At 35.3% G+C, this 22,829-nt stretch carries 24 protein-coding genes; 6 read left to right on the forward strand and 18 right to left on the reverse strand.

From position 1 onward, the window contains the following. Nucleotides 1-52: 52 nt before the first annotated feature. Genes smpB through HGPG_RS04915 form a run of 6 tightly spaced genes read right to left on the reverse strand, consistent with a single transcriptional unit; the run spans nt 53 to nt 6,564 of the window. The gene (gene smpB / locus HGPG_RS04890; protein WP_019124946.1) at nt 53-508 is read right to left on the reverse strand and encodes an SsrA-binding protein SmpB; all 456 of its coding nucleotides are present in this window, start codon (nt 506-508) and stop codon (nt 53-55) included. Next, nucleotides 501-2,603 (reverse strand): ribonuclease R, encoded by a 2,103-nt coding sequence (gene rnr / locus HGPG_RS04895; RefSeq protein WP_019124947.1) that lies wholly within the window; start codon nt 2,601-2,603, stop codon nt 501-503. The genes smpB and rnr overlap by 8 nt, the downstream gene beginning before the upstream one ends. Then, entirely contained in the window at nt 2,603-3,775 is a 1,173-nt protein-coding gene (locus tag HGPG_RS04900) for a D-alanine--D-alanine ligase family protein (RefSeq protein ID WP_019124948.1), read from the reverse strand. The genes rnr and HGPG_RS04900 overlap by 1 nt, the downstream gene beginning before the upstream one ends. Nucleotides 3,776-3,779: 4 nt before the next feature. Then, a complete protein-coding gene (locus tag HGPG_RS04905; protein WP_019124949.1) occupies nt 3,780-5,333 on the reverse strand; it encodes a UDP-N-acetylmuramoyl-tripeptide--D-alanyl-D-alanine ligase in 1,554 nt (517 codons plus the stop codon). A 9-nt stretch (nt 5,334-5,342) separates the two neighbouring features. Further along, the gene (locus HGPG_RS04910; RefSeq protein WP_019124950.1) at nt 5,343-6,113 is read right to left on the reverse strand and encodes an alpha/beta fold hydrolase; all 771 of its coding nucleotides are present in this window, start codon (nt 6,111-6,113) and stop codon (nt 5,343-5,345) included. Further along, nucleotides 6,100-6,564, reverse strand: coding sequence for a hypothetical protein (locus HGPG_RS04915; RefSeq protein ID WP_019124951.1), 465 nt, complete (start codon nt 6,562-6,564; stop codon nt 6,100-6,102). The genes HGPG_RS04910 and HGPG_RS04915 overlap by 14 nt, the downstream gene beginning before the upstream one ends. A 106-nt stretch (nt 6,565-6,670) precedes the next feature. On the opposite strand from HGPG_RS04915, the gene HGPG_RS04920 reads away from it, so the two are divergent. Further along, the gene (locus HGPG_RS04920; protein ID WP_019124952.1) at nt 6,671-6,910 is read left to right on the forward strand and encodes a glutaredoxin family protein; all 240 of its coding nucleotides are present in this window, start codon (nt 6,671-6,673) and stop codon (nt 6,908-6,910) included. A 32-nt stretch (nt 6,911-6,942) separates the two neighbouring features. On the opposite strand, the gene HGPG_RS04925 is transcribed toward HGPG_RS04920, so the two are convergent. The 7 genes from HGPG_RS04925 to HGPG_RS04955 all read right to left on the reverse strand — a co-directional run bounded on the left by HGPG_RS04925 (nt 6,943) and on the right by HGPG_RS04955 (nt 12,493). Continuing rightward, nucleotides 6,943-7,848, reverse strand: a complete 906-nt coding sequence (locus tag HGPG_RS04925; RefSeq protein WP_019124953.1) for a hypothetical protein — start codon at nt 7,846-7,848, stop codon at nt 6,943-6,945. Nucleotides 7,849-8,043: 195 nt separating this feature from the next. Further along, the gene (locus HGPG_RS04930) at nt 8,044-9,030 is read right to left on the reverse strand and encodes a resuscitation-promoting factor (protein WP_019124954.1); all 987 of its coding nucleotides are present in this window, start codon (nt 9,028-9,030) and stop codon (nt 8,044-8,046) included. Between the two features lie 382 nt (nt 9,031-9,412). Continuing rightward, nucleotides 9,413-10,042 (reverse strand): NUDIX hydrolase, encoded by a 630-nt coding sequence (locus HGPG_RS04935; protein WP_019124955.1) that lies wholly within the window; start codon nt 10,040-10,042, stop codon nt 9,413-9,415. After that, the gene (locus HGPG_RS04940) at nt 10,032-11,072 is read right to left on the reverse strand and encodes a patatin-like phospholipase family protein (RefSeq protein WP_019124956.1); all 1,041 of its coding nucleotides are present in this window, start codon (nt 11,070-11,072) and stop codon (nt 10,032-10,034) included. The genes HGPG_RS04935 and HGPG_RS04940 overlap by 11 nt, the downstream gene beginning before the upstream one ends. After that, nucleotides 11,069-11,488, reverse strand: coding sequence for a large conductance mechanosensitive channel protein MscL (gene mscL / locus HGPG_RS04945; RefSeq protein ID WP_019124957.1), 420 nt, complete (start codon nt 11,486-11,488; stop codon nt 11,069-11,071). The genes HGPG_RS04940 and mscL overlap by 4 nt, the downstream gene beginning before the upstream one ends. A 10-nt stretch (nt 11,489-11,498) precedes the next feature. Then, the gene (locus HGPG_RS04950) at nt 11,499-11,918 is read right to left on the reverse strand and encodes a deoxycytidylate deaminase (RefSeq protein WP_019124958.1); all 420 of its coding nucleotides are present in this window, start codon (nt 11,916-11,918) and stop codon (nt 11,499-11,501) included. Next, entirely contained in the window at nt 11,915-12,493 is a 579-nt protein-coding gene (locus HGPG_RS04955) for a ribonuclease H1 domain-containing protein (protein ID WP_019124959.1), read from the reverse strand. Before HGPG_RS04955 ends, HGPG_RS04950 begins: the two co-directional genes overlap by 4 nt. Nucleotides 12,494-12,579: 86 nt before the next feature. Here HGPG_RS04955 and HGPG_RS04960 point away from each other — a divergent pair, with 86 nt between their 5' ends. From HGPG_RS04960 to HGPG_RS04975, 3 genes are all read left to right on the forward strand, one after another. After that, nucleotides 12,580-13,470: a fructose bisphosphate aldolase gene (locus HGPG_RS04960; RefSeq protein ID WP_019124960.1), complete on the forward strand. Its 891-nt coding sequence runs from the start codon at nt 12,580-12,582 to the stop codon at nt 13,468-13,470. Between the two features lie 732 nt (nt 13,471-14,202). Continuing rightward, nucleotides 14,203-15,846 carry a tryptophanase gene (locus tag HGPG_RS04970; protein WP_019124962.1) on the forward strand — a complete coding sequence of 548 codons (1,644 nt, stop codon included), beginning with the start codon at nt 14,203-14,205 and terminating at the stop codon, nt 15,844-15,846. A 71-nt stretch (nt 15,847-15,917) separates the two neighbouring features. After that, entirely contained in the window at nt 15,918-17,258 is a 1,341-nt protein-coding gene (locus tag HGPG_RS04975) for a sodium-dependent transporter (RefSeq protein ID WP_019124963.1), read from the forward strand. Nucleotides 17,259-17,317: 59 nt separating this feature from the next. Here HGPG_RS04975 and HGPG_RS04980 read toward each other — a convergent pair whose 3' ends face one another. Beyond that, complete coding sequence (locus HGPG_RS04980) at nt 17,318-17,680, reverse strand: hypothetical protein (RefSeq protein ID WP_019124964.1); 363 nt, start codon at nt 17,678-17,680, stop codon at nt 17,318-17,320. A gap of 127 nt (nt 17,681-17,807) precedes the next feature. Here HGPG_RS04980 and HGPG_RS04985 point away from each other — a divergent pair, with 127 nt between their 5' ends. Beyond that, nucleotides 17,808-18,383 (forward strand): hypothetical protein, encoded by a 576-nt coding sequence (locus HGPG_RS04985; RefSeq protein ID WP_019124965.1) that lies wholly within the window; start codon nt 17,808-17,810, stop codon nt 18,381-18,383. Nucleotides 18,384-18,425: 42 nt separating this feature from the next. On the opposite strand, the gene gloB is transcribed toward HGPG_RS04985, so the two are convergent. After that, on the reverse strand, nt 18,426-19,115 hold the full coding sequence (gene gloB, locus HGPG_RS04990) for a hydroxyacylglutathione hydrolase (protein WP_019124966.1): 690 nt from the start codon (nt 19,113-19,115) through the stop codon (nt 18,426-18,428). 119 nt (nt 19,116-19,234) lie between these two features. Between gloB and HGPG_RS04995 the strand changes: the two genes are divergently transcribed. Next, nucleotides 19,235-19,768 carry a hypothetical protein gene (locus HGPG_RS04995; protein WP_019124967.1) on the forward strand — a complete coding sequence of 178 codons (534 nt, stop codon included), beginning with the start codon at nt 19,235-19,237 and terminating at the stop codon, nt 19,766-19,768. Nucleotides 19,769-20,078: 310 nt separating this feature from the next. On the opposite strand, the gene groL is transcribed toward HGPG_RS04995, so the two are convergent. The 3 genes from groL to HGPG_RS05010 all read right to left on the reverse strand — a co-directional run bounded on the left by groL (nt 20,079) and on the right by HGPG_RS05010 (nt 22,791). Beyond that, nucleotides 20,079-21,701: a chaperonin GroEL gene (groL, locus tag HGPG_RS05000; RefSeq protein WP_019124968.1), complete on the reverse strand. Its 1,623-nt coding sequence runs from the start codon at nt 21,699-21,701 to the stop codon at nt 20,079-20,081. A gap of 11 nt (nt 21,702-21,712) precedes the next feature. Further along, on the reverse strand, nt 21,713-21,994 hold the full coding sequence (locus HGPG_RS05005) for a co-chaperone GroES (RefSeq protein WP_019124969.1): 282 nt from the start codon (nt 21,992-21,994) through the stop codon (nt 21,713-21,715). Nucleotides 21,995-22,167: 173 nt separating this feature from the next. Beyond that, entirely contained in the window at nt 22,168-22,791 is a 624-nt protein-coding gene (locus tag HGPG_RS05010) for a methylated-DNA--[protein]-cysteine S-methyltransferase (protein WP_019124970.1), read from the reverse strand. Nucleotides 22,792-22,829 lie beyond the last annotated feature (38 nt).

Raw genomic sequence — 22,829 nt, forward strand, 5'->3', positions numbered from 1 at the left:
AAATAAAAACGCCCATAACTGAGCGTTCTCTAATAAATTTTATTTTTATTTTTTAATACATTGTAGCCTGGCGAAGTTTTTTGTCCACTTCTTTTTTCTTCATTGTCTCCCTCTTGTCCCAAAGTTTTTTACCCCTTGCCTTGGCAATTAGGACCTTTACCTTTCCACGAGTTAGGTAAACCTTTAAGGGAATAATTGTGTAGCCATCTTGGGTCTTAACTTTTTCCAAGCGGAGAATTTCATTTTTGTGCATCAAAAGTTTTCTCTTCCTCATGGGATCAACATTGTGTATATTTCCCTGCTCATAGGGAGAGATGTGCATGCCGTAGACGAAGATCTCGCCCTTATTTATGTCGCAGTAGGAATCTTTTATATTTACCTGCCCTGCTCTAATTGATTTAACTTCTGTGCCAAAAAGTTCTATGCCAGCTTCATAAGTGTCCTCGATAAAATAAAGATGGCTTGCCTTTTTGTTATTAGCTATTGCATTGTCTTTTTCTTTACTCATCTTCATCACCTACTAATTTAAAATCAATATTTCCCATATTTAAGTCCACGCTTACAACTTGGATCTCTACTTGGTCGCCTATGTGGAACTCATTTTTTGTCTCATAGTCTACAGCCTTGTAGTGGTCTACATCAAATTCGTAGTAGCCCTCCATGGACCTGTAGCTTACAAGGCCTTCTACTAAATTGTCTAGTTCCACAAAAATTCCAAAGCTTGTAATGCTAGAGACCCTGCCAGTGTATCTTTCTCCAAGACGCTCTGACATGTACTCTGCCATTTTTATGTCTTGGACTTGTCTTTCTGCCTCTTGAGCAATTTTTTCTGTCCTTGAAACTTGCTCTGCTATCTCTGGCAAGATGACCTTTAAATTTTTAATTTCTCCACCAGAGAGTTTGCCCTTTAGGTATTTCTTTATAATTCTGTGAATTGTCAAATCTGCATATCTTCTTATGGGAGATGTAAAGTGTGAATAATAATCAAAGGCTAGGCCAAAGTGAATGTCATTTATTTCAGAATACCTTGCCTTTGTCATGGAGCGAAGGGTCATAGTAGAGATAAACATCTCTTCCTTAGAGCCCTTTGCCTTTTCAAGAACTTTTTGCACATCTTTTGGCTGAACTTTTTCGTCAAAGTTAATCATGTAGCCAAGAGGCCTTAGGTAGGTATTAAGTTCAGAAATTTTTTCTTCCTTAGGTCTTTCGTGGATTCTATATAAGAAAGGAATATGCTTGAAAAAATATTCCCTTGCCACGCAGACATTGGCTGTAAGCATAAAGTCTTCGATGAGTTTGTTGGCTGATCTTCTGTCTCTCTTGTGAATATTTTGTGGCCAACCTCTATCGTCAACTTCAATTACAACTTCTGGTATGTCAAAGTCAATGGCGCCGCCCTCTTCTCTCTTCTTTTGCAAGATTTTTGAGAGCTCATACATCTTGTCCAGTGTTTTTTCCAGTCCCTTTATAGATTCGTGAAGGACTCCCTTTTCTAAGTAGTCAGATACATTTTCGTAAACCAGTCTTTTACTTGAATTTATAACAGATTCACAGATTTCATATTTTACAACATCGCCCTCTTTATTTATCTCTGCCATAACTGATAGGGTAAGCCTATCTACGCCCTCATTAAGGGAGCATATGCCATTGGAAAGTTCAAGGGGTAGCATTGGTATTACCTTGTTTAACAAATAGACTGAGTTGCCCCTCTTGAAGGCCTCCTCGTCAAGGGCGCCAAACTCTTCTACATAGTGAGCCACATCTGCAATGTGAACGCCTAAGAGATAAGATCCCTTCTTTGTAATTTCAAGGGAGATAGCATCGTCAAAGTCCTTTGAGTCTGCCCCGTCAATGGTAAAAGTTAGTAGGTCTCTAAAGTCCCGCCTTCCCTTTATATCATCAGCAGTTACTTCTTGTGGCAGGCTCTTTGCCTCAGCTAGGGCTGCCCTGTTAAATTCCATGGGTAGGTCAAGACCTGCTGCCACAGACATTATGTCTACATGGGGGTCTTCTGGATAGCCTAAAATTTCTAGAACCCGCCCTTCTGGTTTTTTATTTGCCTCTGGCCACTTCTCGATTTTTACAACTACCTTTTGACCATTTCTTGCTCCATTAATTTTTTTCTTTGGAATGTAGATGTCCATTGCCATTTTGCTCTCGTCAGTGATTACAAAACCAAAGTCCCTCTTGTCTTGAAAGATGCCAACAAATTTTGTGTTCACCCTCTTTACTATGGCAAGGACCTTTCCCTCTGGCTTGTCGCCAAAGGAATCTTTATACCTTCTCACAATGACTTCGTCGCCATTTAGTGCGAAGTTTAAATTATTTTTTGATATATAAATGTCTTCGTCAAGATTTTCAGTAATCAAAAATCCAAAACCCTTGGCATTTGTTTGAAGTTTCCCATAAAAGAATTTGTCATTATCTACAAATCTATATTTTTTTCTGCTGTCTTCAAAAATAAGTCCCTCATTTTCTAGTTCTTCAATTATTTTCAAAAACTGCTTCTTCTCTTTATTTTTAATTTTAAATAATTTAAGGAGTTCCTCTTTTGACCTTGGTGTTGTCTTTTCGATAATTTCTAAAATCTTTTCTTTAATCATTAAATCTTTGCTCCATAACTTGTCATATTAAATAAGTTTGAATCGATGGAATAGCTGTTTTCTGCCCTTTCATTGTATCTCTCATGACCAAGTTCAATTAATCTTGTGATTAAATCCTTAATCTTTAAGCCCTCTACTTCATAGAGGTAAAAGGCAATGGACCCTGGAAGGGTGTTGATTTCATTTACATAAGCCACATCGCCATCAACTAAAAAGTCAATTCTTGCAACGCCTGCTCCGTCAATTGCCCTAAAACTTTTCTTGGCAAGGTCTTTAATTTCTTTTTCAAGTTCTGGTGTGAGGTCAGCTGGAAGCTTTTTGTTTTGATGCTTTTGTGAAGACTTTGCTCCCTTTGAGCCAGAAACATACTTGTCTTCGTACTTCAAAAGATCTTTAAAGCCAAGAGGTTCTTCTGCTGCAGAAACTTTTAGGTCATCTTCATAACCTAGGACTGCCACATTTATTTCTCTTGGGTTTACCACTGCTTCTTCCACGATTATTTTTCTGTCGTAATGGGCAGCAACTTCAAGGGCCTTTGAAAGGTCAAGGGCATTTTCCACTCTTGAAATTCCAATAGAGGAACCTAAATTTGCTGGCTTTACAAATAGAGGATATTTCAAATCCTTGCACTTTTCAACAATATTTTGTAAATTTTTGAGTTCATCTTTGTAAAAATACTTGTATTTTGTCATGGGAATATTTTCTGATTCAAAAACTTTTCTCATTACAACCTTGTCCATGCCCACAGCAGCAGACATTACGCCACAGCCAGTGTAAGGCATGCCCATAAGTTCAAAAAGTCCTTGGGTACATCCATCTTCACCAAAAGTTCCGTGAAGGGCAAAAAATATTGCGTCAATTTTTTGGTAAACTTCAACAGAATCATATTCTGCCTTAAATAATTTCTTTTCATTGTGTTTCACGCAGTAAAGATTTTTGTCGCCATAAATTGGTTTAAAGAAAACTTCAACTCCATCATGAAAGTCTTGGTTCTTGTAGGCCTTAAAGTTTTTTAAACTTTCGCCAGATAGAAATTTGCCGCTCTTTGTAATATAAATTGGAATAGGATTGTACTTAGTCTTATCCATATTTTCAATAATTTGCATTCCTGTTATAACAGAAACTTCGTGTTCAACGGATCTTCCTCCGAAGATTACTCCTATATTTTCCATTTTTTCACTCCTCATTGTAGTTGTCAGGTAGGTCATTTTCAAAGAGAACGACATCTCCCGGCAAGGAAATCTTTGCTAAGACTTCAGTAGCTTCTGCTAGTGAAGACACCCTATAAATATTATCTTCATTAAAATTTTTATTTTTTAAGCCTTGGTAAATTGGCATAGTTCTCTTTTTCCCAACTAAAATTGGAAAATCTATGACATCTGCCATGACTTCGCCTATTTTTCTATTTTCTTCTTCTTCCATGTCGCCAAGTTCAACCATGCCCGGCGTAATTATAATCTTTCTATGGTCCTTAAATTCTCTTAGTACATCAAGAGCTGCCCTAAAGCCTACAGGATTGGAATTAAAGGCATCGTCAATTATTATTGTGCCATTAGTTGATGGAATAAGTGAAAGCCTGTGTTCCACTGGCTCAACTTTTTTCATGCCCCTTTGAATTTCTTCTAGGCTAAGTCCAAGGACATGGGCTGCAGTTGCCGCCGCAAGCAGGTTTGAAATATTGTGAAGACCAAGAAGCCTAGTTTCGCATTTAATTTCTCCCACATCTTTAATGTGTAGGGTAAATTCGGAGCCTTCCTCATTTACTTTTATTTCATCAGCATAGACATCTAGCTTGTCAAAATCTCTTGTGCCGTACCTATAAGTCTTCTTTTTAGTCTTGTCTGCAAGGGGTTTTACATAGTCGTTGTCGTAGTTAAAAATTGCAATTCCATCTTCAGGCAGATCTTCGATTAACTCGTACTTAGTCTTTTTAATGTTTTCGATAGTCTTAAAGAGGTGCATGTGAGTTGGTCCAATGGCTGTAATTATTCCAATGTCTGGTTGGACAAGCTGTGCTACTTCGTGAATTTCTCCTGGCACTTTGGCTCCAAGTTCTGCAATAAAAACTTCCCTGTCACTTTCAAGCTCGTTATTTATAATTTTTGAAAGGCCCATAGGTGTGTTAAAGGAAGATGGCGTGTTCTTGACCCTTAGTCCCTCAGATAAAATTGTGTCAGATATAAATTTTACAGAAGTCTTGCCAAAGGAACCTGTTATGCCAAGGACCTTTAAGTCATTTTCTTTTTTGAATTTTTTTATTTTTTCTTGGGCAGAAGTGTAAAAGCCCATGTTTATCTTATCTTCAGTAGGCTTTGCCCACTTGTTAGAAAGTATCAAAAGTCTATATTGGTAGAAATATGTCAAAAAGGAAAGGACTAAAGTCGCAAGACCTGAAATGACATAGGACTTTGTTATATCAAATAGGACCAGTGAAATAATAACTATAAGAATAAAAGTAAGGTCATTTACAAGCTTATGCTTCTTTAAAAGTCTCTTTGCCCTGTCAGTCCAAACTAGGGGAGTCTTTTGATTTTTCTCAGGCTTATAGACAAGCTTATTCATCTTTTCCCTGTTGTTTTTTAAAAATGTCTTGTATTCATCATTGTCGTAGCCCTCTAATTGAAGCATGTGAATGGGAAAATTGCTCCTAATTAGAGAATAATATAGGGCCAGGCAAATAACTACAAAATCTATTAAGTAAATTGGTAATCTCGCCAAAAAATATTCCATGTAAATCTCCTAATCTAAAAATGAATTAATAACTGCGCTAAATTGCGAAAACTTGTCTAGGTAAGAATAGTGACCTGCATCTTCTAAGACCACAAGTCCAGAATTTTTTATCTCTTCTTCAAAAATCTTACCCATGTAAAGGGGCGTTGCCTCGTCCCTATCTCCCCAAATGAGAAGGGTCTCTGCCTCAATGTTTTTAAACTCTTCTCTTGTAGATTCATTTACAACTTTTACGAAGCACTTGCGCATAATTCCATCTGCTGCCTGATAGTCGTCAGAGCCGCGGTTTTTGTAAAACTTTTCCATGGCTTCTTCATTGTTACCATGAGTCAGCATATATAATTTTTTTGCCGCCTTAAAGGAGTAGACCTTGGTGTAATAAGAAAGCTTTCTCTTGGGAAGAACTCCCGATGCATCAATTATTACAAGCTTGTCTATTAAGTCCTTATTTCTTGCCCCTAGAATGGTTAATGTCTTGCCACCAAAGGAGTGACCGATAAAGGTCGCCTTCTTTATATTAAAGATCTCTAAAAATTTTAAGAGAAATTCATAATAATCGTAGGTCCCCATGACTTCTTTTGGGTTATCAGAATCGCCAAAGCCTGGAGCATCGTAGGCATAGACTGTGTAGGATTCTGGAATGGCATTAAAAATCGGCATAATTGATTCAATATATGCGCCCCATCCATGGAGAATTACAGCCACTTTGTCGCCGCCCTCTCTCTTAATATATGCAGTTTTAATTCCATCTATATCAATAAAATTTTTATCTACTTTCATCTTCATCTTCTTCTATAAAAATTATGGATCCTTCATCATTATTTGAATTATTTTCTTTTCCAAAATCTTTTTCAATATAAAGTCCAGAAAAGTCATCTTCGCCTAAATTTTTATCTAGCTTACTTTCAGAATCACTTGTAAAAATAAGACCAGAACTGTCTCTTACATCAAGACCCATTTTTAGGGAAGAGATCCTTGCACTGTGCCTTTCAATTTCTCTCAAGGTCTCATCAACATCAAGCTCTGATTGACTGCCCTTTAAAAGACTGTATTCATGGCGACCAAGGGCTTCAAAGAGTTCAGATAACTTTCTCTCTTCATTTAAAATTTCGTACTTTAGCCTTGCCGTCTTCTTAATTTCCTGTGATTCACTTACAATTTTTTTCTTCAAATAGTTTAAATTTTCCATAATTTCATCTACATTGCCATCGAGACTGTCAAAAAATCCCACAATATCACCTCGAATCTATGTTATTATATCAAAAAATGGCTGTTTTTTAAATACTGCCCTTGTTTTCTTTGTCATTAATTGGGTAAATCTATTTTGGAGGGATATTATGGAAAAATTAACACTTTATGTAGGAACAGTTTGTCCTTTCTGCAAAAAAGTTGAATCCTTTATGGCAGATAATGGCATTGACTCTGTAGAAATAAAAAATATCGACAAGGACAAAGAAGCTCGAGAGTATTTGATTGAAAAGGGTGGCAAAAAACAAGTGCCATGTCTATTCATTGGTGAAGAGCCTCTTTATGAATCACTAGATATTATTAAATATTTAAAGGAAAACCTAGCATAAAAATTTTTTTACGAAAAAAAGACAGGGATACTCTAAGAGTTTTCTCTGTCTTTTTTATTTCTTCTCTTGTGCTTATTTTTCTTTCTCTTTTTTCGCGATAGCAAAATATTTTTGCTCTTAGAAATATTGTAAGTGTTTAAAATTAAATTAATCACACTCATTAGCATTATTACCTTTATGATAAATACCTTTGGGATAAAGTGATTCGTCATAATAATAAAACTGATGATTGTAAAAATATCTACAAAGTATTCCAGATACATTACCTTTGAGACGATTGTGTTTTCTGAAAGCTTTAAGTTGTCGCTAAGCACATTTATAAAAAATAAAAACATTATAAAGGTGTAAGTGACAATGGAAATATTTATGCTGGTAGTGATTATATAAGTCTGAAGCATAAAATACATTGAAAAAGTCACTAAGTGTAGTGCAATTTCATACTTTTCAATTTTAAAATCCTTAGTCTCGTAAAGATTATCTATGTCCCAATCCTCTGTAAGTGCCTTTAAAATTTTTTTGGTCTTAATTTTTTCACAAATCCATGAAGGAAGTAGGCTCAAGATAAAAATGCTAATGACTAGACTCTTTAGTAGGTCAAATAAATTTGCGCTGACAAATCTGTTGAAGTAATTGAAAATAAATAAAATTATTCCAATTAGGGCTGAAACAGAAAGCATCTTCAAGAAGGCGACAAAAATTTCATAATTCTTGCCACTTATAAGAAAGTTTCCCCCCTCAGTATAAGCACTGGCAAATTCGTAGGGATTACCCATTCTATTTAATTCTTTTTTTATGTCATCTTCCCTATAAATTTCGGGAAGTCTATCTTTTAAAATTTCTAAAAAATCATCCCTGGCATCCTTTTGCTTGTCATAGGGGATGTATCTTTGCAAATAATAAATATATCTATCGACGAGTTCATGTTCAATTAATTTCATAAAATCATCCTCATATATATTATAAAGTAAATAAAAGTTCTTTTAAATGGTGAAGCTTTATTTTTTAAAATTTTATTTTTTCTTAGCTTTTTAATTTCGGTGAAATTTTTTGTAAGTTTCTAAAGGAATCTCCCACAAACTATTAAAAATTCAAAAATTTTCCCAATAAAAAAAGTCCTGTTGCCAGGACCTTAATTAGTCTAATACATAAACTTTTACATTTCTTCTGCCGAACCTATTTGCCTCAGCATTTGAGTTGTAATATAAATCAATTCTGTTGCCCTTAATTGCTCCACCAGTATCTTCTGCTGTTGCATATCCATAACTTGCGAAACCGTCCATTGATTCTATATAAAGTTTTGAACCAAGTGGAATAACCTTAGGGTCAACGGCAACTGCGCCAACTCTTGCACGAGTTCCCATGGCTGTTTTTGAGCCAGCTGTTGGATCATAAGCTGTAGCTTGCATTACTATTACTCTCTTTGCATCTTTTCCATTAGGAGCTACTGTTCCCTTTTTAGTTCCAACTTCTACAACTTCCTTAACTGGATCCTTTGTAATTTCACTTTTTAAAACTTCAGTAGTTTCAAGAACGCCATTTACATAAGTGTTCTTTAGGCTTTCAGTCTTTTGTCCAACTTCACCCTTAGTGATTACCTTCTTTTCTCCTTCAAACATGTCTTTGTTTTCGCGACTTTCTGTTTCAAAAGGAATTTCTATTTTATTTTCAAGGTTTTCAACTACAACTCTATCGATTTTAATTTCCATGCCCTCTTTTGCAATTTCGTCAAGAGGAAGAGAAACTCTGTCAAGTTTGTTTAACTTAATGTCTAGGTTGTCAAGAACATCGGCAACTGTGTAACCACTTGCTTCAGCTATAAGAGTCTTTTTGCCGTCTTTAATATGATAAGATTTTGGAGAAGAAATAACAATCTTCATATCCTTATCAATTGCTTTATCAAGGCTTGGACTAACTAGGTCCTTATTTTTAAGTACAATGCCTTCCTTTTCTAAGAAGTCACCTACAGTTTTTTCATATGTAAAAACTGTCTTTGTCTTTCCATCAATATTTAATTCTACATCATTTCCTAGAGCTGTGCTAAAACCCATTGTAAGTACAGACACAAGAGCTAGGACAATCAAAATAAATTTCGCATTTCGAAAAATGTTTTTTCTATTCAACTATATTACCTCCATAACGTTACAAAGTTGTAAATATTGTTACGATTTTGTAACCTCTTCTAACCTCATAAAAGTATAATAGAAAAAACTTGATTTGTCAATTTTTTGTAACCAATTTGTAATTCTTGTCACAAGTCCTAATATTTAGCCATTTCTGAATTTGTATTATTTGTATATATTTTCCAACAAAAATAAAAAAAGCTCTAAAGCTTGAAATTTAGAGCTTGAAAAAGAAATATTACATTTATGTTACAAATTAATTTTACTTTTTTATCCTTTTTTATAAAAAATCCCTTAAATTTTTCATTTTTTGCAAAAATTTTTTTCTTTTGTTGTGCTTAATAAAATTTTTGAACATTATATGTACAAAATTTTATTGAGTCTAAAGGCTTATCCTTTCCACAAACCTTCTCGCCATTTTTGCAGTAAAGCCCCAGATGATTTGACCCTTATAATCATAGAAAAGTACCTCTTCCCTTCCCCTTTTAAATTTATAATTTTCGCCATTGGGGATCAAGTGGTAGGGGAAGTCCTCACTCCTATTGACCTTTAAATTTATGGTGTAGGTTTTTGGCTCAGTCTCCATAAAAAACTTTAGTGGCACTGTAAAAATACTTTCCACTTCTGCCCTTGATGGATTGATTTCGAAAAAATCTTTTTTAATTTCGCCTATGAAGGTGTAGATAATTGCAGCATAGGGATTGACCAAAAAGTCGCCCTCTGCATAGATTTCTAGGTCTTTTTCTTCTATTAAGAGTTCCTCGCAAGTTTCTCTAAGGGCTGCCTCCCAGGGACTCTCATTTTTTTCTATACGACCTCCTGGAAAGGAAATTTCTCCAGGCTGATTTCTAAGAGTTAAGGCTCTCTTCTCAAACAAGAGGTGAATCTCTCCCTTTCTCTTTATTAGAGGAATCATGACAGCAAATCTATTTTTCACATCTACAGGCATGGGACTTTTCTTCTGAAGTTTAGCTTTAATTTTCATCAAGTCAAAATCAGCATTAAAATCCATTTTCTATTTCCCTCATTAGTTCATCAACAGTATAAATTTTAAATCTGTCCACTTTCTTCTTTTCTGCCTCATCTTCCAGAAGCTTATAGAGAAGTTCGTCATATTTAAAAGTTTCTGGCAAGTCCAATTCCTCTGCAAGCTTTGGAACATGTTCCTCAAATACTTTTCTCACAAGTTCATTTTCAGAATTTTCAAACTTGTCTTTTAAAATTCTGTAAATATATTTTAAACTTTCCTCTTCCTCCACTGGATGTATATAATAATCTTCTCCCCTTAATCCCTTGACTTCTCTAAAGGCATCAAAGTAGCCAGTTTTTATGAGCTCGTCAGCCTTTTCTTTGTTAAAATCCATGCTTGAACCAAGTTTTTTATTTGGCTTTATTATATACTTTGCCTTTATTTCAGTTTTAGGCGGAGTATTGTGAAGTCTTATAACTACAGCGTCCCTGCCTGTCTGGTCAACCATGTCCACTGGCAATTGTGATGCAAAGCCACCATCTAAATAATACTTTCCGTGAAGAGGTTTCATTTTAAATACTGGCAAGTAACAAGATGCGATTATATAATCCTTCAAAAGTCCCTCTTCAATGTCATTCTTAAATAATTTTTCAACCTTAAAATCAGAGATGTTGACAGTGCAGAGGCCAAAATCAATATCAGACTTCCTTATTTTTTCTTCATCAATATATTCATCAACTAACCTAAATAGTGGGTCGGGGGATTTTTTTATCTCAGGAATTTTTATATCGCGATCCCTTAACAATTGACTTATCTTGTCCAACAAGTCATCATCTTCATTATTATCAATTTCTTCCATTTCATTTTCAAAGGAAGATAAATCTAAACTTTTCCAAGCTTTAAAACACTCATAGGCATCACCTTGGCAGAACATAGCACCGTTAATAGCGCCAATGCTTGTGCCAACGATTTTTGAAAAATTAAATCCCATTTCCATGAGGGCGAAATAGGCACCAACTTGGTAAGCACCCTTAGCTCCGCCGCCTTCAAGGACTAAATCCCACTTTTTCATTTTACACTTCCTAGTTCAGATGTGCAGTGTGGACATCTAGTAGCATCAATGGCAATAGTTGACTTGCAGAAAGGACACACCTTTTCTGTAGGCGCAGCTTCTTCTTCCTCTTTTTTAAATTTGTCAGTAACCTTTGAGATTTGTTTGATCATAATAAAAATAACAAGTGCGATAATCAAAAAATCAAAAACGGATTGCAAAAATATACCGTATTTAACTTCAGCATTTCCAACCGTTGCGCTCAAATCAGAAAAATTAACGCCTCCAAGTAAAATTCCAATAAGTGGCATCAAAATATTTTCCACAAGACTTGACACGATTTTGCCAAAGGCACCACCTATAATGACACCCACAGCCATGTCCATGACATTGCCCTTGGAAATAAAGTCCTTAAACTCTTCCATAAATCCTTTCATCTTTAACCTCCTATATTTGTTTTAATCTTATATTGTTTTTTTCGATTAACTCCATTGCATAATCGTCAACTCTATAGGCTTCGTGGTAGTAAATTGCACAGATTCCTGCTTGTATAAGTGCCTTTGTGCAGTTTAGGCAAGGAAAATGTGTCACATAAGCCTTGGCGCCCTTGACAGAAATTCCTTCCTTTGCACAGTAAAGGAGGGCATTCATCTCTGCGTGAATAGTTGCTATGCAGTGGCCGTCACGCATAGTGTGACCAACTTCGTCGCAGTGAGGGTTTCCTGTCACTGAACCGTTGTAGCCAGTGGAAATTATTCTGTTGTCAGAATTTACCAGGACGCAGCCCACAAAGGCGCGGTCGCAAGTAGATCTCGTCGCTACCATTTCAGTTATTTCCATAAAATATTCATCCCAAGATTTTCTCATTTTGCCTCCTTTGCAAGCTTGTCCACAAGTTCGTTGTACTTGACACCAGTATGGGCCTCTACCTTTATAAACTTCACTTGAAGCCTATCCTTAATGTCATCATAAAACTTTTTATAGGCTATGGTTCCCTCTTTATTTGTCTTCCAAAAGCCAAGAGCCCATGACCTTATGCCTTCGTAATCATAATGAAGATAAATTTTTCTCTTCCCAAGGGCAAGTGCCTCTTCCATGGCACACATGGCGCCCTTTATTTCTCCAGATACATTTCTCATGTCTGAATCTTCAAAAAATCTTTTGGAAAAGGAATATTCCTCCTCATCATTGTACATATATACCCCATAGGAATGACTCTTATCAGAATTTCTATAAGAACCGTCTACATAAACTATGAGTTCGTCCCTTTCTGCCTGGTCTTTTTTTTCTTCCTCAACTTCATTAATAAAGGCCTTGGCATCTTCTAATGTAGAAAATTTTTTAAAGCTTGCTCCCTTAAAGCCCATGGTCTCTTTTTTGCACTCGTCCCAAGTTTTATATATGCCGGGATTTCTCCCAACTCTAACTGCGTAATAATTCATATTCACCTCAAAATTTGTCATTTGTCAACTATGTCTACTTATTATATAATTAGAAGTAATTAGAAGTCTAGACTTTGGAGGTAAAAATGAATAGAGAACAATTTGATAGAATGAAAAATGGCAAAGGCTTTATAGCTGCCCTTGACCAATCAGGTGGCTCAACACCTAAGGCACTTTTAAATTATGGGGTTACAGAAGACAAGTATTCCAACGATGAAGAAATGTTTAAGCTAGTTCACGAAATGAGAAAGAGAATTATAACAAACGAAGCTTTCACATCTGACAGAATTTTGGCTGCAATTTTATTTAAGGTTACAATGAATTCAAAAGTTGGCGACAAGTATACTGGCGACTACCTTTGGGAAGAAAAGGGCATAGTTCCAATCCTAAAAATTGACGAAGGTCTTGATGAAGAAAAAGATGGGGCTCAACTTATGAAACCTTTCAAACACCTTGACGAACTTCTTAAAAATGCCAAAGAAAGAAATATTTTAGGCACAAAGATGCGTTCTGTTGTAAAGGAACTTAACGAAGAATCCATTAAAAAAGTTGTAGACCAACAATTTGACTACGCTGTGAAAATTTCTAATGCTGGCTTCGTTCCTATTATCGAGCCAGAAGTTGACATCCACGCTAAGGACAAGGCTGAAATCGAAGAAGTCCTTAAAAAATATTTAATCGAAGGACTAAAAAAACTTGGCAAGGAAAATTATGTTATGTTTAAGTTGACTCTTCCTGAAAAAGAAAATCTTTACGAAGATCTATATGACTTTGACCAAACAGTTAGAGTTGTTGCTCTTTCTGGCGGCTACTCAAGAGAAGAAGCCAACGAAAAGCTTAGAAAAAATAGGGGCGTAATTGCATCTTATTCAAGAGCCTTAACTGAAGGACTTAATGTAAATCAAAGTGACGAAGAATTTACAAAGATGCTTGACGACTCTATAGAAAAAAATTATTCAGCATCAGTTGAAAAATAAACATAAGAAAGCGAAAAACCTCTGAATTCAGAGGTTTTTCTTTGTCTATATTATTAAAATCATTGATTTTAAATCATCAAACTAAGTCTTTTTTTATAAAATAAGTTAATATAAATACACTGATAAATGCCACAACATAACTAAATAAAATATATAAAATAAATAAAACTCTTCCCTTATTATCACCAAACTTTTGTATAGTCAAAAGTGTTGGAAGAAAACATAAAAAACTAATATAGGTATATAAAAGAAGTATCTCCTTTGTGAGAGTATTAAATAAATCAATATCTAAAATAATATATCCCCAACATAATGTTAAAAAAATTATAAAAATATGAATTAAAATCCTGTATATTATGTTTGATTTATCCGTAGACTGCCAAAAAAGTAATTGAAAAAACTTTTTCACATATATTCTCCTCTTAAAAGATTTACAAAAATTTTGTCCAAATTTCTCTTAGTTATTTTAACTTTTTTAATTTAATATTTCAAATTATTAGCGTCCTTAAAAATTTATTTACCACTAAACTTCTATTATTGACTTTGATAAATCGGTAATGTAAACTATTTCTTAGATAATACATATTATCTTGGAGTTCTGACCGCTCATCAAGAAAGAAAACTTAAAATTTTGATAACGGGGGTTCTCTATGGGATACTGTCCGCTAGTCGACATTTGTCGATGACCGGGGTTCCTCTATAACTTTTTTTATTTTTATATGGAGGTTTTTTATGAAAAAGTATCAATTAGATGTACCTACACCACATTCCTACACTTATGTTACAAAGAATATTCCAAATGTAACTGTGGAACAAAGAGAAAGAGCTCTTAAGGCTACTCACTACAATGAATTTGCCTTCCCTGCAGGAATGTTAACTATCGATATGTTATCTGACTCAGGAACTACTGCCATGACAGATGTTCAATGGTCTGCAATGTTTTTGGGTGATGAATCTTATGGAAGAAACAAGGGCTACTATGTTCTCTTAGATACCTTTAGAGATGTCTTCGAAAGAGGCGACGATCAAAAGAGAATTATTGACCTTGTAAGAACTGACTGCGACGATGTTGAAAAAATGATGAACGAAGTTTACCTTTGTGAATATGAAGGTGGACTATTTAACGGTGGATCTGCTCAAATGGAAAGACCTAATACTTTTATCATCCAACAAGGTCGTGCAGCTGAATCTGTTTTATTTGAACTTGTTAGAAATATTTTAAATGCAAGAGAACCTGGAAAGACTTACACAATTCCTTCTAATGGACACTTTGACACTACTGAAGGAAACATCAAGCAAATGGGCTCTATCCCAAGAAACTTATACAATAAAGAACTTTTATGGGAAGTTCCTGAAAATGGTCACTATGAAAAGAATCCATTTAAGGGCAACATGGACACAGAAAAGTTGGAAGAATTAATTGAAAAATTAGGACCAGAAAATGTTCCTCTAATTTATACAACTATTACTAACAACACAGTATGTGGTCAACCAGTTTCCATGGCAAACATGAGAGAATGTTCAAGAATCGCTCACAAATACGAAATTCCTTATATGTTTGATGCTGCAAGATGGGCAGAAAATGCTTACTTCATAAAAGTTAATGAAGATGGCTATGCTGACAAATCAATTCCAGAAATCGCTAAGGAAATGTTCTCTTATTGCGACGGCTTTACTGCCTCTCTTAAAAAAGACGGACACGCAAACATGGGTGGCGTTCTTGCCTTTAGAGACAAGGGCTTATTCTGGAAGAAGTTCTCTGACTTTAACGAAGACGGTTCAGTTAAAACTGATGTAGGAATTCTTTTAAAGGTTAAACAAATTTCTTCCTACGGCAACGACTCCTACGGTGGAATGAGTGGTAGAGATATTATGGCACTTGCTGCTGGTCTTTATGAAGCAGCTAAGTTTGATTATCTTGATGCCCGTGTTAAACAATGCGAATACCTTGCACAAGGTTTCTACAAGGCTGGCGTAAAGGGCGTTGTACTTCCTGCTGGTGGTCACGGTGTTTACATCAACATGGACGAATTTTTTGACAACAAGAGAGGACCAGAAACTTTTGCTGGTCAAGGTTTCTCTGTTGAATTAATTAGACGCTATGGAATTAGAACTGCAGAACTAGGCAACTACTCAATGGAATATGACCTAAAGACTCCAGAACAACAAGCTGAAGTAGCCAATGTAGTTCGTTTCGCAGTAAACAGAAGTCAACTTTCAAAGGAACACATGGATTATGTAATTGCAGCTGTAAAGGCTCTTTACGAAGACCGTGCTACTATTCCTAATATTAGAATAGTCAAGGGCAAGAACCTTCCAATGCGTCACTTCCACGCTTTCCTTGAAACTTATGAACCTTCTGAAGATGAAAAATAAGTTTTAATTTTTTAATTTAATATTAAGAAAAGCCCCTTGCAAGAGGGGCTACCCTATTAAGGAGAATGACTATGGATAATAACTTAAAAGCTCGTGATGGTTTTAAAAGTAAATGGGGTTTTATACTTGCTTGTATAGGCTCAGCAGTTGGTATGGGTAATATTTGGAGATTCCCTATAATGGTTTCTACCTATGGTGGAATGACTTTTTTAATCCCATATATAATATTTGTAATTCTTATAGGTTCAACTGGAGTAATTTCTGAAATGGCACTGGGAAGATCTGCTGAAGCTGGTCCCGTTGGTGCCTTTGGAAAATGCACTGAATTAAGATGGAATAATAGAAAACTTGGCGAAATAATTGGACTTATACCAGTAGTAGGCTCCCTTGCTCTAGCCATAGGTTACACTTGTGTAATGGGTTGGATTTTTAAGTACACTTTCCTTTCATTATCAGGCGGACTTTATGCTATGGGTCAAGACATGGATGTAATTGGCGGAACTTTTGGACAAACAGCCTCTGCCTTTGGCGCAAATATTTGGGTTGTTATAGCAATTATTGCAAGCTTTGCCATTATGGTAATGGGAGTATCTGGCGGAATCGAAAAGGCAAACAAAATTATGATGCCTGTCCTCTTTGTTTTATTTGTAGGACTTGCGATTTACATCTTCACCCTTCCAGGTGCAAGCAATGGATATAAATACATCTTTACAGTAAACCCTGAAGGCTTAAAGGATCCAAAAGTTTGGATTTTTGCCTTTGGACAAGCCTTCTTCTCCCTATCCGTTGCCGGAAATGGAACAGTAATTTACGGCTCCTATTTACCTAAAAACGAAAGCATTCCATCCTCTGCAAGAAATGTTGCAGTCTTTGATACTCTTGCAGCTCTACTTGCAGCCTTTGTAATTATCCCTGCCATGGCAACAGCAAATGCACCTCTTGATACTGGTGGTCCTGGACTAATGTTTATTTACCTAGTAAATGTATTTAATGGCATGGCTGTAGGAAGAGTCATTGGTATTATTTTCTACATCTGTGTGCTCTTCGCAGGCGTATCTTCCATAATAAATCTTTACGAAGCACCAGTTGCTTATTTGCAAGAACAATTTAATTTTTCAAGACCAATTGCAACAACAACTATTCATGTAATTGGTTGTATCGTAGCTATATTTATTCAAGCTATAGTCGGCGGTTGGATGGATGTAGTTTCCATTTACATCTGCCCACTTGGAGCAGCCCTTGCTGGCATAATGTTCCTATGGGTTGCAGGAAAAGATTATGTAATCCCTGCAGTTAGTCAAGGTCATGAAAAAGAAATTGGCGGATGGTATTATCCACTTGCAAAATATGTATATGTAACAGCAGCCATAATTGCCCTAATAGCAGGCGCAAAATTTGGCGGTATCGGTTGATAAATATAAAAAATAAAGCGTTGGTGCAAAACCAACGCTTTTATCAAAATTTTTATTTATCACCTTGCGTGTCCATAATAATATAAAGTCCCTACATAAGCTCCCCTATAATGCCCATTATCTTCCTCAAGAACCAGACCTATAAATTTTAAATTTCCAGTATATAAAAGTCCATTTCTTGTTTCAGTTCTATAAATACTTGGTTCAAAATATTTTGAATACTGTACTTTCCAAAAAGGTGAATTACGAGTATAGTATATAGCATCATCGTCATAGCCTAAAGGCCTCATTTCCGAAGTGATTTCTATTAAGCTGTCTGTATCATCTTGTGCAATAACTAGTCCCTTACTTGCAAAAACTGAAATGTTAATACTAAAAACGATAAATCCCACAACAATAAAAGTTAAAATTTTCTTCTTCATAAAAAATCCTCCTTTATAAATACACTCTTTACTTTATTACAATAATATGTAACCATTAAATCATGAATAAGTAAAGCTTTATTTTATTTATTCAACCAAAAATTTTATATTATTAGGAGGTAACTAAATGAAAAAGAAATATCTCATTATTTTATTGACACTTCCCTTAATTTTTAGTGGTTGTAAAAAAACAAATAGCGAAAGTGCAAATTCTAGTGAGGAAGCATCAAAAAATTCTATTCAAAGTGAAAAAGCCCAAGCAGAAGAGTCTTCAGCAAAGGAAGATCAAGATAAGCAAATTGAGGAAAAGTATAATATTGTGGCATTAACTAAAAATATTTCTCTTATTTTAAAGGAAATTGGCTATGAAAATGTTGGTGGAACAGTAGAGGAAGCAAAGGATCTTTATCCTCATGCAAAAATTATTGGAAGCGAAAAAAACCCAGATACAGATGTAATTTTTGAAGTCTATCCAGACTTAATTATTACAGATTCCAATAACCAAGGTTATATTTTATCAAAAATGCATGACTATAACTTTAAGAAACAATGTCTCTCTATGACTAACCCTCTTTCTTCTGCACCTAGTTTAGAAGAATATATTTACGCTTTCTGCAAGGACATAGATTATCCTAAGTATAGTGAAGAAAACCCTATACCAGAAGATTTGCTAAATAAAATAGAAAAAGAATTAAATCAATAAAAAATTAAGCTCTGGATCAGCTTATGACCCAGAGCTTTCTCTTTAAAAATTATCCTTTTTATTTCTAAATTGTATAAATTCATCTAAGTCCCTTGCCAAGAAGAAGAGATTTATTTTTTTCTCCTTTTCTATTGTTGATGGAAGGGTGATTTTATCTTCTTCACGCAGTTTTTTTACTCTCTCATATTCTCTGTTTAAGTCCTCATTAGAAATGACAGACCTTGCAAATTCTAGGTTTGCAAGAGAATATTCGTGAGCGGGGTAAACTAAAGTGTCTTCATCTAAATTTTTTAGTTTCAAAAGACCCTCATAGGATTTATTGTAGTCCTTAGTGAAGACTCTGCCGCAGCCTGCAAGGAAAAGGGCATCGCCGCAGAATAATTTATCTCCCATTAGATAAGAGATGTGATCATCTGTGTGTCCTGCAGTTAAAATAACTATAAAGTTTTCACCCATGACTTCAAACTCATCGCCATCACTTAAAGTAAAGTCGTTATATTCTTTTGTTTCAAGTGGTCCGTAGACTTTCGCACCATATTTATTTTTAAGTTCTTTAACGCCGCCTACATGATCCATGTGCTTGTGAGTTAAAAGAATGTAGTCAAGATTTTTATCCTTCAAATAATCTATGACAGGGTCAGCATCGCCAGGATCCACAACAAGAGTCTTGCCATCCTTTTCTATTGTCCAAATATAATTGTCATTAAAAGCCTTAATATAATTAATAAACATAAAACACCTCTTAATATACTTACTCTTGTTGCTGGGATTTAAACAAGTATATATTTTTAAATTTATATCCATTTAAAGCTGTGCTATAATAAAATTAATAAAAATATTAGGAGGTCACTATGAAAAAAGTTTTAATAGTTTTTATTTCAATATTTTTAATTGGCGGGCTAATATATTTTTCACAAAGTCACAAGTCTAAAGAAAATTCAACAAGTCCGAGAAAACTAAGTGCCGACACGAGAATATATAAAAGAGATAACCAGGGCGACTTTAAAATATACAAGGAAAAAACTTACCAAGATGGTCACTACTTATTGAAAAAAAGAATATTTTCTGAGAGTAAGTCTAATGATTTTGATTTGTGTCTAATTTTTGGTATAAAAAGCCAGAAAATAATTTCTGTGAAAGATGTCTCCTTAGAAACTGAAGGTAAGGGCTTCCAGGGAACTGTTTATGTAGAAATCGTCAGTGATGGAAAAAGTTTGGTCTACGATATTTTTGGCGACTTAAATAAGGGGCATTTGGAAAGGCCAACTTTGGATATAAAGGATATGGGAAGAAAGATTTATGCATCTTTTTCCTCTTTAAGTGAATCTAAATCCCTTGATCATGTGGCCGAAACTGGGGCTATATTTTTACCTTGGATGTTTTAAAATTTATATGAAAGATAAAGAAAGTAGTCTTGTGGTTTTAAGGCTACTTTCTTTTTTTATTTAATTTGTTTCAAGATATCCGACTAGCTTGGTTTCAGTGTGAAGACATTTAAAAAGACAGCCTTTTTTTAGCTGTCTTTAATGAGTTTGTTTTAAGATTTACAATCCGACTCCTTTGAAAAAACTCCCTATTCGGTCGTTTTTTCTGCAGTCGCTGGATAAGGTTCTTCATAGCTTCAGGCTCCTTTCAGTCGCCTTCAGCTTGAAGACCGTCTCAATCGTGACTCGTCACGATTGAGACTACCATTAATTACATCATACCCATGCCTGGATTCATTGGAGGCATTGCTGGGGCATCTTCTTTTATGTTTGCTACTGCTGCTTCTGTTGTCAAAATCATAGATGCTACGCTTGCTGCGTTTTGTAGGGCTGATCTTGTTACCTTTGTTGGGTCCACTATTCCAGCCTTTTTCATGTCTACATATTCTGCCCTATATGCGTCAAAGCCAATGCCTGCTTCTTTTGTCTTTACATGTTCTACTATTACTGAACCTTCTAGTCCTGCGTTTTCTGCTATTTGTCTTAGTGGTTCTTCTAATGCCTTAAGGATTATATTTGCGCCAGTTTTTTCGTCGTCTTCTAATTCGTCAACTACTTTTGCTACTGCGTCTATTGAGTCGATTAGTACTGTTCCACCGCCAGCTACAATTCCTTCTTCTACTGCTGCTCTTGTTGCTGCAAGGGCATCTTCGATTCTTAGCTTTCTTTCTTTAAGTTCAACTTCTGTTGCTGCTCCTACTTGGATTACTGCAACTCCTCCAGAAAGTTTTGCAAGTCTTTCTTGTAATTTTTCCTTGTCAAATTCTGAATCTGATTCTTCTATTTGATTTTTAATGTGGGAAATTCTATTTTCAAGTTCAGATTTTTCCCCTGCGCCATTTACTATAACTGTAAGGTCTTTTTCTACCCTAACCTTTGCTGCTGAGCCAAGCATGTCTATTGTTGCGTCCTTAAGGTCTTGACCTAAGTCAGATGAAACAACTTGTCCGCCAGTTAAGATTGCAATGTCTTGTAGCATATCTTTTCTTCTGTCGCCATAGCCTGGAGCCTTTACTCCAACTACATTTAGTGTTCCTCTTAGAGAGTTTACAACTAGAGTTGCTAGGGCTTCGCCATCAATGTCATCTGCTATGATAAGAAGTGGTTTTGATGCTTGAAGAACTTGTTCAAGTAGTGGCAAAATTTCTTGTATATTTGAAATCTTTTTGTCTGTAATTAAAATGTATGGATCTTCTAATTCTGCAACCATTTTGTCAGAATCTGTCACCATGTATGGAGAAAGGTATCCCCTGTCAAATTGCATACCTTCAACTACATCAAGGCTTGTCCCCATTGATTTTGATTCTTCAACAGTGATTACACCGTCGTTGCCAACTTTTTCCATTGCTTCAGAAATAAGCTTTCCAACTTGTTCATTGGCAGCTGAAATGGATGCAACTTGTTCGATTGCTTCCTTAGAAGAAACTTCTGTAGAGAAGTTTTTAATTTCTTCAACAGCTTTTTCCACTGCCTTTTCAATTCCCTTTTGTAGAATCATTGGGTTTGCACCTGCTGCAAGGTTTCTCATTCCTTCTCTAATAATTGCTTGAGCAAGTAGAGTAGCTGTTGTTGTGCCGTCACCTGCAACATCATTAGTCTTTGTAGCAACTTCCTTTAAAAGTTGTGCACCCATGTTTTCAAATTTATCTTCACATTCAATTTCTCTTGCAATTGTAACACCATCATTTGTAATAAGTGGTGTGCCATATTCCTTGTCTAAAATTACATTTCTGCCCTTAGGTCCAAGTGTAACCTTAACTGTATCAGCAAGAGTATTGATACCTTTTATTAAGCCTTTTCTAGCATCTTCTGAAAATTTAATTTCCTTTGCCATGTTATCACTCCTTATTCAATAACTGCCAAGATATCTTGGAATTTTATAATTGTGTACTTTTCCTTGTCAAGTTCGATGTCATTTCCAGCATACTTTGAGAAAATAACCTTGTCTCCAACTTTTACAAGACCCTTCATATCTTCGTCTGTATCTAACTTATTTCCCGTTGCAACAACTTCTGCAATGTTTGATTCTTCCTTGGCTGATGATGGAAGAACTATGCCTGAAGCAGTTGTTTCTTCTTTTTCAATTTTCTTGATGACGATTTTATCGTCAAGTGGTCTAAGTTTCATCTATATTAACCTCCTTAAATTTAGCACTCACTAATGTCTTCTGCTAATACTTATATGATAATACATTAGAAAAATTTTTTCAAGCTTAAAAGTAACAAAATATTGTAAAATTTTCTTGAAGTAATTTGCCGAGAGAATTTTTTAAAATTCTCCTTAAAATTTTTGAATAAAAATTATTTGTGATTTTTTGGCATGAAAAATTTATTTACATCTACGCCTTCAAGCTCTAGGAGCCTCACCTTTCTAGCAAGCCCTCCTGCATAGGCAGTAAGAGACCCACTTGTCCCCACCACCCTGTGGCAAGGGATGATTATAGAAAATGGATTGTGCCCTACTGCACCGCCCACTGCTTGTGCAGACATTCTCTCGTACTTGCCACTGGCGACGAGTTTTTCTGCTATGTCCTTATAGGTAAGAGTCTCTCCATAGGGGATCTTCAACAAAATTTTCCACACTTCTCTTCTAAATTCTGTGCCTTCAAGTTTTAACTTAGGTGTAAAATTTGGCTCTTCTCCAGAAAAATATAGGTCTAACCATTTTTTAGTTTCTCCTAAAATTTTATCGTCACAAATTTTTTCTCCAGACACTTTATTTTTTTCATGACCAAGACTTTTACCACTAAGATTTTTATCTTTTATATCAGAATCCTTCCCATCATCAAAATTTTTTACCTCTTCATTCTTTATAAGCACATTAAATTCTTCTTGCCCTTCAAAATAAAGTCCAAGAAGAGTGCCCTCATGGAAAAGGATTAAAATTTTCCCCAGGGGAGAACTATAAATACTTCTATAAAGCATAGAACCTCCAAAAGTATAAAAAAAAGGAAACCCCATTG

It is taken from the genome of Peptoniphilus grossensis ph5, assembly GCF_000311825.1.
Taxonomy (GTDB): Bacteria; Bacillota; Clostridia; order Tissierellales; family Peptoniphilaceae; genus Peptoniphilus_A; species Peptoniphilus_A hominis.

Coding starts and splice junctions, on each gene's coding strand:
- smpB (WP_019124946.1), bottom strand. CDS start 508: ATGAGTAAAGAAAAAGACAATGCAATAGCTAATAACAAAAAGGCAAGC.
- rnr (WP_019124947.1), bottom strand. CDS start 2,603: ATGATTAAAGAAAAGATTTTAGAAATTATCGAAAAGACAACACCAAGG.
- HGPG_RS04900 (WP_019124948.1), bottom strand. CDS start 3,775: ATGGAAAATATAGGAGTAATCTTCGGAGGAAGATCCGTTGAACACGAA.
- HGPG_RS04905 (WP_019124949.1), bottom strand. CDS start 5,333: ATGGAATATTTTTTGGCGAGATTACCAATTTACTTAATAGATTTTGTA.
- HGPG_RS04910 (WP_019124950.1), bottom strand. CDS start 6,113: ATGAAAGTAGATAAAAATTTTATTGATATAGATGGAATTAAAACTGCA.
- HGPG_RS04920 (WP_019124952.1), top strand. CDS start 6,671: ATGGAAAAATTAACACTTTATGTAGGAACAGTTTGTCCTTTCTGCAAA.
- HGPG_RS04925 (WP_019124953.1), bottom strand. CDS start 7,848: ATGAAATTAATTGAACATGAACTCGTCGATAGATATATTTATTATTTG.
- HGPG_RS04935 (WP_019124955.1), bottom strand. CDS start 10,042: ATGGATTTTAATGCTGATTTTGACTTGATGAAAATTAAAGCTAAACTT.
- HGPG_RS04940 (WP_019124956.1), bottom strand. CDS start 11,072: ATGAAAAAGTGGGATTTAGTCCTTGAAGGCGGCGGAGCTAAGGGTGCT.
- mscL (WP_019124957.1), bottom strand. CDS start 11,488: ATGAAAGGATTTATGGAAGAGTTTAAGGACTTTATTTCCAAGGGCAAT.
- HGPG_RS04950 (WP_019124958.1), bottom strand. CDS start 11,918: ATGAGAAAATCTTGGGATGAATATTTTATGGAAATAACTGAAATGGTA.
- HGPG_RS04955 (WP_019124959.1), bottom strand. CDS start 12,493: ATGAATTATTACGCAGTTAGAGTTGGGAGAAATCCCGGCATATATAAA.
- HGPG_RS04960 (WP_019124960.1), top strand. CDS start 12,580: ATGAATAGAGAACAATTTGATAGAATGAAAAATGGCAAAGGCTTTATA.
- HGPG_RS04970 (WP_019124962.1), top strand. CDS start 14,203: ATGAAAAAGTATCAATTAGATGTACCTACACCACATTCCTACACTTAT.
- HGPG_RS04975 (WP_019124963.1), top strand. CDS start 15,918: ATGGATAATAACTTAAAAGCTCGTGATGGTTTTAAAAGTAAATGGGGT.
- HGPG_RS04980 (WP_019124964.1), bottom strand. CDS start 17,680: ATGAAGAAGAAAATTTTAACTTTTATTGTTGTGGGATTTATCGTTTTT.
- HGPG_RS04985 (WP_019124965.1), top strand. CDS start 17,808: ATGAAAAAGAAATATCTCATTATTTTATTGACACTTCCCTTAATTTTT.
- gloB (WP_019124966.1), bottom strand. CDS start 19,115: ATGTTTATTAATTATATTAAGGCTTTTAATGACAATTATATTTGGACA.
- HGPG_RS04995 (WP_019124967.1), top strand. CDS start 19,235: ATGAAAAAAGTTTTAATAGTTTTTATTTCAATATTTTTAATTGGCGGG.
- groL (WP_019124968.1), bottom strand. CDS start 21,701: ATGGCAAAGGAAATTAAATTTTCAGAAGATGCTAGAAAAGGCTTAATA.
- HGPG_RS05005 (WP_019124969.1), bottom strand. CDS start 21,994: ATGAAACTTAGACCACTTGACGATAAAATCGTCATCAAGAAAATTGAA.
- HGPG_RS05010 (WP_019124970.1), bottom strand. CDS start 22,791: ATGCTTTATAGAAGTATTTATAGTTCTCCCCTGGGGAAAATTTTAATC.